This window comes from Chloroflexota bacterium (genome assembly GCA_020850535.1).
In the GTDB taxonomy this organism is placed as follows: domain Bacteria; phylum Chloroflexota; class UBA6077; order UBA6077; family JACCZL01; genus JADZEM01.
In genome coordinates, this window is the sequence record JADZEM010000197.1 from 34,766 (window position 1) to 46,016 (window position 11,251).

11 protein-coding genes are annotated in these 11,251 nt (G+C 68.9%); 4 read left to right on the forward strand and 7 right to left on the reverse strand.

Features of this window, described 5'->3' with window-relative positions; genetic code table 11:
• The first annotated feature begins 58 nt into the window (after positions 1–58).
• Positions 59–832 (forward strand): hypothetical protein, encoded by a 774-nt coding sequence (locus IT306_28375; GenBank protein MCC7372363.1) that lies wholly within the window; start codon positions 59–61, stop codon positions 830–832.
• A gap of 543 nt (positions 833–1,375) precedes the next feature.
• On the opposite strand, the gene IT306_28380 is transcribed toward IT306_28375, so the two are convergent.
• The 3 genes from IT306_28380 to IT306_28390 form a co-directional block, all read right to left on the reverse strand.
• Positions 1,376–1,975: a phosphotransferase gene (locus IT306_28380; protein MCC7372364.1), complete on the reverse strand. Its 600-nt coding sequence runs from the start codon at positions 1,973–1,975 to the stop codon at positions 1,376–1,378.
• Between the two features lie 143 nt (positions 1,976–2,118).
• Positions 2,119–3,441 (reverse strand): ScyD/ScyE family protein, encoded by a 1,323-nt coding sequence (locus IT306_28385; GenBank protein MCC7372365.1) that lies wholly within the window; start codon positions 3,439–3,441, stop codon positions 2,119–2,121.
• 248 nt (positions 3,442–3,689) lie between these two features.
• Positions 3,690–4,037, reverse strand: coding sequence for a hypothetical protein (locus IT306_28390; GenBank protein ID MCC7372366.1), 348 nt, complete (start codon positions 4,035–4,037; stop codon positions 3,690–3,692).
• Between the two features lie 202 nt (positions 4,038–4,239).
• Between IT306_28390 and IT306_28395 the strand changes: the two genes are divergently transcribed.
• Positions 4,240–4,800: a histidine phosphatase family protein gene (locus tag IT306_28395; GenBank protein ID MCC7372367.1), complete on the forward strand. Its 561-nt coding sequence runs from the start codon at positions 4,240–4,242 to the stop codon at positions 4,798–4,800.
• Between the two features lie 55 nt (positions 4,801–4,855).
• Here IT306_28395 and IT306_28400 read toward each other — a convergent pair whose 3' ends face one another.
• Positions 4,856–5,686, reverse strand: a complete 831-nt coding sequence (locus tag IT306_28400) for a glycosyltransferase family 2 protein (GenBank protein MCC7372368.1) — start codon at positions 5,684–5,686, stop codon at positions 4,856–4,858.
• A 55-nt stretch (positions 5,687–5,741) separates the two neighbouring features.
• Positions 5,742–6,587, reverse strand: coding sequence for a TatD family hydrolase (locus IT306_28405; protein ID MCC7372369.1), 846 nt, complete (start codon positions 6,585–6,587; stop codon positions 5,742–5,744).
• Between the two features lie 319 nt (positions 6,588–6,906).
• Here IT306_28405 and IT306_28410 point away from each other — a divergent pair, with 319 nt between their 5' ends.
• Positions 6,907–7,317 (forward strand): hypothetical protein, encoded by a 411-nt coding sequence (locus IT306_28410; protein MCC7372370.1) that lies wholly within the window; start codon positions 6,907–6,909, stop codon positions 7,315–7,317.
• A 101-nt stretch (positions 7,318–7,418) separates the two neighbouring features.
• Here the strand turns inward: IT306_28410 and IT306_28415 are convergent, their stop codons facing one another.
• Entirely contained in the window at positions 7,419–9,182 is a 1,764-nt protein-coding gene (locus tag IT306_28415) for a LysM peptidoglycan-binding domain-containing protein (protein ID MCC7372371.1), read from the reverse strand.
• Positions 9,183–9,663: 481 nt separating this feature from the next.
• Here IT306_28415 and IT306_28420 point away from each other — a divergent pair, with 481 nt between their 5' ends.
• A complete protein-coding gene (locus IT306_28420) occupies positions 9,664–10,071 on the forward strand; it encodes a hypothetical protein (GenBank protein ID MCC7372372.1) in 408 nt (135 codons plus the stop codon).
• A gap of 161 nt (positions 10,072–10,232) precedes the next feature.
• Here IT306_28420 and IT306_28425 read toward each other — a convergent pair whose 3' ends face one another.
• Positions 10,233–10,841, reverse strand: coding sequence for a TetR family transcriptional regulator (locus tag IT306_28425; protein ID MCC7372373.1), 609 nt, complete (start codon positions 10,839–10,841; stop codon positions 10,233–10,235).
• Between the last annotated feature and the right edge of the window lie 410 nt (positions 10,842–11,251).

Here is an 11,251-nt window from a genome sequence, read left to right on the forward strand (position 1 = left end):
TTGCATCGCGGCCGGCTACAATCGGGCGCTGGCCCCTGAGGCACGAGGAGGTGCAACCGTGCAAACCAACCCGATGAAGGCCGCGCTCGCCGAGGGCAAGGTGCAGATCGGCACGTGGCTGAACCTGATGCGGAACCCCGCTATCCTGACGCTGATGAAGGCGGCAGGCATGGACTACGCCCGCGTCGACATGGAGCACTCGTCGCCGTCCATCGAGACGGTCGCGGATATGGCCGTCCTCGGCCGGGCCATCGGCCTGCCGGTGGTGGTGCGCCCGCCGGAGGGCAACCGCGAGTGGATCACGCGGCTGCTGGATTGCGGCGTCTGGGGACTACACATCCCCCAGGTGGACAACCCGACCATTGCAAAGGCCGTCGTGGAGGCGGCGCGCTACCGGCCGCTGGGCACGCGCGGGCAGGCCGGCTACGCGCCGGGCACGGACTTCGACCGAGCCGGCAACACGGCGGCCGGGCGGGCCTTTCTCAACTCGCAGGTGCACGTGACGGTGATGTTCGAGTCTGCCGAGGCGTTCACCCACATTGACGAGATCGTCAGCATGGAGGGCATCGACGCCGTGACGCTCGGGCCGTCAGACCTGGCGCAAGAGCTTGGCGTCATGGGCACGCCGGACCAGGCCCGGGTGATCGACGAGCACCGCTTCAAGCTGATCGAGGCGGCCAACAAGTACGGCAAGGACGTGGCGATGCTGGTCCCCACGCTCGAAGAGGCCGAGCGGTGGATCGCGGCGGGCGTGAAGATCATCGCCTACTCGTCGGACGTGGACATCCTGGGCAAGGGCTTCGAGGAGGCGGCGGCGCGGCTGAAGAAGTAGGAGGAGGACCCCTCACCCCGGGGCTGCTCCTGACGCAGTGGTTTACCCCTCACCCCAGGGCTGCTCCTGACGCGCTGGTTTACCCCTCACCCCAGGGCTGCTCCTGACGCGCTGGTTTACCCCTCACCCCAGGGCTGCTCCTGACACGCTGGTTTACCCCTCACCCCCGACCCCTCTCCCTCAAGGGGAGAGGGGAGGCCCACAGCCGCACGTCCGCTTCCACGATGCCTCGCGCTCATAGATGAGATGGCAAGCTGGGCGGGTGTCTGACAGGGTCCTTGTGCAAAGCGTGCAAGGAGCGATGTCGTGCAAAGCGTGCAGGGAGCGATGTCATCCTGAACGGAGCGAGCTTGCGAGCGAAGTGAAGGATCTCACCCGCTGACGCAGACGTTGACGGTCAGCGGGTGAGGTCCTTCGCAGGCTCAGGACGACAGGGGAGCAGGCACGCATTCCTGTGATTTCGCCGTCAGTCACACTGTTGAGATCGTCCGTCCAGAACCCCACGCTCGGAAGAAAGGTCAGGGGGTGGGCATACCGGCGGCGCTATCGCTGGAGGTTTGCGCGACCATCAGGTCGTACGAGGCCGTCGAGCCAGGCCCGCGCCAGGATCGCGTCCACCGTCTCCTCGACGCTCATCGCCGACGTGTCCAACCACAGCCCGAGCCGCTGCGTCTGGTGGCGCACCACGTCGTCCAGCCACTCCCAGGCCTTCCACAGCTCCGTACCCCGTCCCTGCTCGCGCTCGCGGACAGCCTCCAGGCTCGGCGTCAGCATGACGAAGACGAACGGCTGCCCGGCCAGATCCTCCAGCAGCTCGTCCAGCCGCGAGCCGACGACGATATCGTCCACCACCGCCGTGATGCCGGCCGCGACGAACGACCGCCCGAGCAGGCAGGCGTGACGAAGCCGCAGGCGTAGCTGTCGCTCGGCCTCGGCGGACATCGGCTCGCCCTCCGGCCAGCGCCCTCCCGACACGATCATCTGCTGGAGCCGGTCCGCGCTGACCCAGGCGCCCCGCTCGAAACGGCGCGCCAACGCCTGCGCCACCGTGCTCTTGCCGGCCCCCTGCGTGCCCGAGATCACGAAGAGCGTCGGGTCGGACGGGAGCGGCGGCCGGTGCTGGAACCCCTGCGACTCACTCATGCGACAATCACCCGCCGAATTGTGGCAGATGCGCGGCCCATCCCGCCACACCCCACCCGGCAGGCGCCGGACACAACAGAGCGGGCGGGGCGCTCACCGCACCCCGCCCGCACTCACGGACCAGCCTCAGCCGACCGTGACGATCAGCGACGGCGACGCCGCAGCATCCCGAGGCCGGCCAGCGCCAGCGCTGCCCCCGCCCCAGCCACCGGCAGGGCCGTCGCGGCAAGGTCAGGGCCGACGCCCGTGCGTGGCAGCGCCGACGGCGACGGCGCAGCCACCGGGGCCTGGGCCGGCGCGGCAGGCTTGGCCGCCGGGGACGGCGCGGCCGGCAGCGGCCCGCCCGTCGACGGCGAGGCGGCCGGCTTGGCAGCAGGCGACGGCTGCGCGGCCGGCGCGGCAGCCACCACTGGCGTGCCCTTCTCCGGCAGCATGATTCGCAGCACCTCGCCACCCTTCGGCGGCGCACCCACGGCGTTGTTGGAGACGTAGAGCGCGCCATCCGGGCCGAACGCCATCTTCGTGGGGAAGTTCAGCTCCGTCGCGACGGCCTCCAGACCGCTCGACGTGACCCGCAGCACCCGCCCCGACTTCTCCAGGAAGTGCGGCGGCGGCCCCATGATCCGCTCGCCGGCATGCTCCAGGATGTACAGGTTGCCATCCGGGCCGACCTTCAAGTCAACCACCGTCATCAGGCCCGGCACCATGACCTCGCCGGTCGAGCCGTTGATCCGCTCGACGCGCGCGCTGCCCTTCACGAACGGGTTCGGCGAGAGGAAGCCGACGTGCGCCCGGCCGTTCTTGTCGAACGCCACCGAGGTCGGGACCGGGTTATCTTTCCAGGCGGCCACCGTGCTGACCTGCCCGTCCGTCGTGACCTTCAGCAGGTCGTTGCCGCCGGCGTCCGCCACGTACAGGCTGCCATCCGGGGCCGCCGCGAGGCTGAACGGGTTGCTGTCCGGCACGGTCCCGTCCGGGTTGTTGTCCTTCTCATACTTGCCGAGGTCGGCGACGGTCTCGACCTTGCCGTCCGCGCCGATCTTGACCAGCAGCGAGAGGGTCGGCACGCCCGTCGGCAGCGCATTCGCCTGGCCGACCAGGGCGTACAGCGTCGAGCCGACGAACACGACATCTTGAGGCCCGACCACCTCGGGCGCCGGCCCGATGGCCACCGACTGCAGGCCAGTCGCGACTGCGGTCGCCTGCCCGCCGTCAACCCGCAGGATGCGGCCACTCGTGCCGATCTTCGCAGACTGAAACGGCGGCACCCATGCAGACGGCTCGTCGCCGCCGGTGCCGGCCTCCGCCACATACAGCTTGCCATCCGGCCCGAACGTGAGGCCGCGCGGCGAATCCAGCCCGCTGGCCACCACTGTACGAGACCCTTGCGCCGCCGTCTGGGTCACACCGCTGAGGCCCAGGCTCAGCACCAATGTCAGGATGAGCGCCAGTACGATTCGCGCCATACTCCCCCCAACCACCATCATCGGCCGGTGCCCTCAAGCAGCCGGCCGCCTCCTCCACACGCCGGCAGCAGAGGATTCCCTCCGGCCGGGCGTCGCCACTATGGCCGCTCCGCCGCCGCGTGTCAAGCGGTCCAGCGCCCCGGGACACCCCCCAACACACGACGCGCCGGCCGAGTGGCCGGCGCGTCAAGGTATCGTCCGTCGCGGGCACATCCCGCCGCGCGAACGTGCCCGCCGCGCGAACGTGCCTACTGCACCTCAATCGTCCCGATCATCATCGGGTGCGGGATGCAGTAGTACGTGTAGGTCCCCGGCGCGTCGAACGTCTTCGAGTAGGCCCCGTCCGCGCCAAAGAGGCCGGAGTCCCACAGCTGGTTGACATCGGTGACGGTATGGTCCACTGGATCGTGGTTGGTCCAGGTGATCGTCGTGCCGACCGGCACCGTCATCGTCGTCGGCGCGAACACGAAGCCCTGAATCGGCAGATCGACGGCGCTCTGGGCGCGCACGCCCGACCACCCGCCTGCCAGCAGCAGCGCCGCCGCCGCGACGCCCGCAATCGCTCCCCGCACCCAGCCCGCTTGCGCCTGTACCATCGATGAAACCTACCGTCCCTCTTCCATCGTGTTCGGGCGGCCCTCCCACGCACGCAGGCCGCCCGCGCTGACTCTCGGTGACCGACCCGCCAGCCCGACGATCTCGCTCGTCGCGCCGCCCCGCGGACCCGTCCACCACACTACAACGGCCCAAACATCGCTACAGCGTCGAAGCGAACAGCCAGAATGTCAAGGAGCCGACATGTTGTACCTCGTGCGCCACTGCCAGACGACCGGCCAGGAGCCGGACGCGCCGCTGACGACGGCCGGTACGGCCCAGGCCGAGACGCTGGCGGCGTTGCTCGGCGGGCGCGGCATTCAGCGGATCGTCTCCAGCACCCACCTGCGCGCTCGCCAGTCAGCGCAGCCGCTGGCGGCCAGGACCGGGCTGCCGCTGGAGACGGATGGTCGGCTGGTCGAGCGGGTGCTCTCGACCGAGCCGCTGCCAGACTGGCGCGAGCGGCTGCTGGCAAGCTGGACCGACCACGACCTGGCCTATCCCGGCGGCGAGTCGGGCCGCGTGGCGACAGCCCGCGCCCTGGCGGCCATCGGCGAGGTGCTGGAGGCCGGGCCGCTGCCGGCCGCCGTCGTCACGCACGGGAACCTGCTGTCGCTGCTGCTGCACGCGCTCGACGGCCGCCCTGGCTTCGAGACCTGGGAGCGGCTCACCAACCCTGACGTCTTCCAGGTGGAACGGCAGATGGCGTCGGGCGGCCCGGCAGCGGCCACGAGGTGGCGCGTGACGCGCATCTGGCCCGGCTGACCGCGGGGAAACGCCTCTCGGGGCTGCAACCCCCGTCCTCATTGCCGTCCGAGCGTCAGTGCGAGCCGTTGACCTGCGGCCGGGGCGATCCAACCGGCAGCGGCTCCGGCAGCCGCGACGGCGTCCCGACGCCGCGCTTCACGCGCAGCCACCACCACAGCTTCGCGAGGCTGATGACCACCTTCACCAGCCGGCGCACGTGGAAGAACTGGGAGACGCCGTACGCCCGGTGGAAGTGGTTGACCGGCACCTCGACGGTCCGGAAGCCGGCGTACTGGATCTTGGTCATCAGCTCCAGCGCGATGGCCCCGCTGTTCTGGGTCAGCACCACCTTGTCGAAGACGTGGCGCTTGATCAGGCGGAAATCACAGTCCACGTCGTGCACCTTGAACTGGAACACGACCGCCATCAGGTTGTGGTAGGCCCAGCTGATGAACCGGCGATGGAGCGGATCGCGGCGGGTGATCTTGTTCCCCATCACCACGTCCACCTGACGGCCGGCCGCCTCCTCCCGTTCGAGCGCGGCGTAGAGACTTCGCATCTCACGAACGTCGTACTGGCCGTCGCCATCGGTGTAGAAGATCAGCTCGTAGCGACAGGCCGCGAAGCCGGCCCGCAGCGCGCCGCCGTAGTCGAGCGCTTCCGCGAACCGGATGATCCGCACGCGCCCACGGTCGAGGTTGTCAACGCCCCAATCCCCGTACAGTCGCTCCAGCTCGTCGAGGACGTCCCAGGCGTAGTCGGTGCTGCCATTCTCGACGACGATCACCTCGTAGTCGAGCGCCAGCTCACGCAACACAACGAGCGCCTCCATCACCATCGAGGCGATGGTGCCAGCGTCGTTGAAGCAGGGGAAGAACGCTGAGATACGGTGCTTCACAGCCACGCCAGGGAGTATACGTGGTCGGCGGCTCCAAACGGCACCGCCGACCGACCCACCACTACGAGCGCAGGCTCCAGCCCCGCGTCGACGCCAGGTGCTCGGCGCCCTTCGGCACCGTGAAGTTGGTCGACTGCGAGTAGAACCGGATCGGGTTCTCCCAGACCAGCCGTTCGGCCTCGTCGCGGCTGAAGCCGCTCTTGAGCATCAACTGCGCGACCTTCGGGACGCTCAGCACGTCTGACGGACCCCAGTCCGCGGAGCTGTTCACGATCAGCCGCTCGATGCCGTACTGCCGCGCGATGTTCACCGCCCGCTCGGGCGAGAGCTTGGTCACCGGGTAGACGGTCAGCCCGACGTAGTACTCGGTGCCGGCGAACAGCGGCATCGTCTCCTCGGTGTTGTGATCGACCAGCACCTGCCGCTGCTCGATGCCCTCCTCGGAGAGAATCCGCAGCGTCCGCTCGACGCCCACGCGCTTGTACTGATGTGGCGTGTGGACCAGCAGCAGCAGCCCGCGATCCCGCGCGATGCGGACCTGCTTGCGGAAGACCTCCTCCTCCGCCTCGGTCTGCCGGTCGAAGCCGACCTCGCCGATGGCGATGCAGCGCGGCCGGGACAGGTATTCCGGCAGCCGCTCCAGCACCTCGTTCGCCAGCGCCAGGTCGTTCGCCTCGCGCGGGTTCACCGAGAGGGTGCAGTGGTGCGAGATGTTGTACTGCGCCGCCCGCTCGGCCTCGAAGCCCAGCAGATGCTCGAAGTAGTCGTAGAAGGTGCCGGCATGGTGGCGCGCCGACCCCAGCCAGAAGGCGGGATCCACGACGGCCTCGATGCCAGCCAGGGCCATCGCCTCGTAATCGTCGGTCGTGCGCGCATACATGTGAATGTGCGGATCGAAGATACGCATTGGAGCCTCCTGGACTCTCCCGCGACTCAAAGGGCTGCCGTCTGGTGCGCCGTCCCCCCACGTCAGGGGCAGGATACCTGCCGATCGTGCGGTGACCGGACGACGCCGGAGTCTCGTGCTGAGCGCCGACTGATCGGTAGAGCGCTCACCATTCTCTCAGGGCAGGATACCACGCCCTCTCCCACCGCCGTGATGACGTGTCAGCGTGATGACGTGTCAGTCCGATGTCGCACGCCGAGCATGCGTACCGACCGACGCATCGGCGGTATACTTTCTGTCTGGCGGCGTGCTGTCCGCCGGTTGAGCTTCTGGAGCCACTATGCCCCGAACGAGTCGTTCAGTTGCCCAGCGACTGGCCGCGCAGCAGTCCGCAAAGTCGAAGAAGCGCCGCGCGCCACGTCCGGCTGAGGCTGCGCCGGCCGAGTCGTCGGTGAGTGTCGGCCAGATCCTGGACGAGGTTGTTCCCTCTGGGGGCGGCTCGCGCACGGAGTCCACGCCGACGCTTGCGCCGAGTGATGCTGGAGCCGCCGCCCTGCGAACGGCCCCACGCCGCCCGGGCACGCTCGGTCGGGCTGGCGCGCGGCAGAGTACCAGGACGCCGGTGGTCCGCCGGCGCTACTCCGAGTACGCCGAAGAGTACAAGTACGTCTGGGCGGACCTGCAGCGTATCGTGATCGTCGCCACCGTCCTGATCGCACTGCTGGTGGGGCTGTCGTTCGTCATCCGCTGAACCAGTCGTGCACCCCCAGGACAAGAAGAGTGGGGCGGCCCTTTTCAGGACCGCCCCGCTCTTACCTTTCTGACCGAGGACCGTGTCTGCTGGCCTGCTCGTCAGTACAGTCGGCTCGCGCCGATGTACCGTGGTCCCCAGTAGCTGTCGCTCAGGCTGGAGATCTTCACACCCGACGACTCGTCCGAGGCGTGGATGAACCGGCCACCGCCGATGTAGATGCCGGCGTGCGAGAGGCCGGGCATGTAGGTGTTGGCGAAGAAGACGGTGTCGCCCGGCTGCAGCGCGTTGAGCGCGATGCGCGGGCCGCCGTTGAGCTGGCCCCAGAGGCCGCGTGAGACCGGCTTCCCGAGTGCCTTGTGGACGTACCAGACGAAGCCGCTGCAGTCGAAGCCGGCCGGCGAGGTGCCGCCGAAGACGTACCGCGCGCCGAGGTGGCGCATCGCGGCGGAGACGACCGCGCTGCCGCTGCCACCCGTCACGACCGACGCCGGAGCAGAGACCGCAGCCGCCTGGAGACGGTTGCCACCTGCCGGCGCGGCAGCGGCTGCCGCCTGCGGCCTGGCGGCCGGGGCAGCCGGACGGGCCTGCGCCACCGCTGAGGTTTGTGGCTTCGCAGCCGGGGCGGGCGCGGCCTGTCGGGCGGCCGGTGCGGCAGCCGGGCGAGCCTGCGCAATGGTGGTCTGGGCCGCCGTGCGCTGCGCCGCCGCCACACCGGTGGTGACCGCCGCGCGAGCCGGGGCAGCGGCAGCCACCGCCGTCGTCGCGCCGGGGGCCTCGCCGTTGCCGACGCCAGCCAGCGAGAAGGTCGGCTGCGGTCGCTCAGCGCCAGGGATCGTCAGGCGGGCGCCGACGCGCAGGGTATCCGGATCGGCAATGCTGTTGAAGTCGATCAGCGGACCGAGATCGACCTTGTAGAAGGCCGCGATGTCCGCCAGGCTCTCGCCGGCCAGGATCTCATGCTCGACGCCGTTGACCGGCAGCACCTTCAGCTTCATGCCCGGCCGGATCAGGTCAGCGTCGTCCAGGCTGTTGGCGCTGAGGATCGTCCAGATGCTGACGCCGAACTGCGTCGCCAGTTGCCCGACGGTGTCGCCCTCCTGCACCTCGTAGGACACGATGTCCGGCCGCGAGGCCTGGGATGGGTCCACCGAGCCGACCGTGTTGCCGGCCGGATCGCCGTCGCGGCGGGCCAGCCCGATGGCGCGCTCGGCGGTCTCCTTGCCCGGGACGATGATCCGCTCGAACGGCACGGCCCGCTCGGGATCGGCCACCAGCGCGTTCGCCAGCGCCACATCCTCGACGGTCACGCCGTAGCGCTCGGCCACCTGGGCCATCGTCTCGCCCGACTTCACGTCGGCCACCACGCCGTCGACCGGCGGGATGACGATCTCCTGGCCGACCTGGATCAGGTCCGGGTTGTCGAGTTTGTTCGAGGCGAGGATCGTGCTCATGCTGACCGAGTATTCGGCGGCAATCGAGCGGATCGTGTCCCCCTCGACGACACGGCGGGTCAGCGGCTGCGGCTGCGCGCCCGTCGCCTCGGCCAGCAGGCGAGTCGTGGCGCTGTCCGCGGCACTGTTCGCATCGCCCACGAGCGACTCGGCAAGGGCCGACTCGTCGGTCAGGGCGTTCGAGGCCACCACGGCGGCGCTCGACGCCTCCGTGAGATGGAGCCGCTCCGTCGCGCCGTTCCAGACGGTCACGGCGGCGGTGAGGCCCACCGCGACCATCACACCGTGCAGGCCAGCCCGTGCGAGGGTGGCGCGCAGCCGCGCACGGGCAAACTGGTTCATCTTGCGTGCGGCCGCGAGCCGCCGTCGGCGTGCCCCGGGGGTTGGGCGCTGGCCGTTGGTATCAAGCATCAGTCACGTCGCTCCTCGGCACAGATGCCGCCAGCGGTAACCCGGCGAACGAAGCTCGGGCAGTCGAAACTCCCCGACCACTCGTGTCTGGCCCCATCAGGTCTGCTGCCGGCGTTGTGACGATCGATCCGACGCGTGTCGCACTCACCGCCCTCTGGCGTGTGCTCCGCGAGCTGGCATCGGGGATCGTGACAGCCAGGTGATCGTTGGGAAAACTCACACGGTCCCTTCGGCTGAAGGTCTCTGGCGCCGCCATTCTACCCGCTGTGAAGGCTCCGGTCAACATCTTGACGATCCTGTGACATCAGAGTACTTGACAAGCAGCCGACTTCCCATAAGGAGTGGGGACGCGCGTTGGTCGTGTACACTAACGCCCGGCGCGGATCGACGGTGATGGAGATTGCCTCTGCGACCCGAAGATGTAACCTCTTCTGTCCCAGATTCGCGTGCCCAAAGCGACCCGCAACGGGCGACCGGATCGTTGCCGCGTGGGGTGGTGATCGTCGCCTGGAGCCTGGGCCTCGCCGGGCTGTACGCCCTGCTCAGCCTGCTGCATGCGGCCCTGTTTCAGCAGATCCTGACGGTTGACGTCGGCTTCGGACGCTCGTTCGCGTTCTGGATCGGCAGCCTCTACCTGCTGCTGTTGGGCTGGGGGTTCGTGCCGCGCACGCCGAACGGCTGGTACGCCCGCCGCCTGCCGACGCTGGCCGCCCTGGGCGTTGGCCTCGCAGCCCTGGCCGTCTGCGGGACGTACACGGCGCTCGGGCTGGCCGCCCGCTGGACGCCGGCTGTCGGCGGCCCGGTCAGCCTGTCGGTGGCCGTCTTGATCGTGGCAGCCGGTGGCGTGGTGTGGCTGGCCGACCGTGAGGACCGAATACGTGGGTCGTAGGTCGTGGATCGCAGGTCGTAGGAAGCGCTGCCCGAGCAACTCACCAGCGCGTAGAGCGCCGATGCCGCCGATGCCGCCGATGCCGCCGATGCCGCCCGGGGCCGATCTCATGATGGTGGCGTAGCAGCCCCTTCGGTGAGCCGCACCATCGCCCTGAGATGTCAGGCTTGAGATGAGCATCCGACAAGCCGCAGCGCGTAGGCGCCGTAGCGGTCTGCTATCTCGTCGGCGGACAGACGGCCGCCCGGCCGGTACCAGGCAGCCACCCGAATGCCCATGCTGATGAGGGCGATGGTCGAGAGACTTGGGTCGAGCGGCTGAAACACGCCCTGTTCCGCGCCAGCCACGATCAGCCCCACGATCCGCGCCTCGTACGCACGTCGAAGCCCGACGATCGTTCGGATCTGCTCTGGAGAGAGAAAGTCGATGTCGCGGTACACCACCGCCACGGCGGCCGGGTGGTGAATATGGAACATAACGTGACTGCGGACCGCCTGCCGGAGCGCCACAGGTGGCGCCGGATCAGCCACAAGAGCAGCGTCCAGCGCAGCGAGAGCATCCGTGTGCGCAGACAGGAGAATGTCGTAGAGCAGGGCCTGCTTGGAAACGAAGTGGTTGTACAGGCTGCCAACAGTCATCCCCACCATCGTCGCGAGGTCGCGCATTGAGGTTGCGCTGTACCCGCGAACGCGGAGCAACTCGGTTGCAGCGGCGCGGATGCGGTCTGGCGCGCTCAGCGGTGGGGTCTCTGCGATCCCATGGGCATCCACTGCCGAGGTATCCGAGGACCCCTCCTTATGACGCGGCATTGGCCGATGGTGCGGACGCAGCAGTCGCCCGACCCCGGGGGCGCAGAGCGGCACGAACGTGGTGCAGATTCATCATGACCGCGCTGGATGATGACGCCATCTGGGCATTCCTGACAACTGCCGCCCGAAACAGCCAGGGCGATTGCCTGTTGATGTCGTCGTGCGGCCGCGTCGGGGCTTGAAAGCCCCGCCTACCATCCTGCAGTCGCTGCGCGACGCGCCAGTCGCACCAGTGCCTGGCATTCCCGGCGGCCGTCGCGCAGCGACTGAATGACTGTAGGCGGGGGTTTCAACCCCCGACCGCCCGTTCCATGATGCTTCGGGGACACCAATGAACATGCCATCGCCCTGATGCTGCTACCAGTGCAATC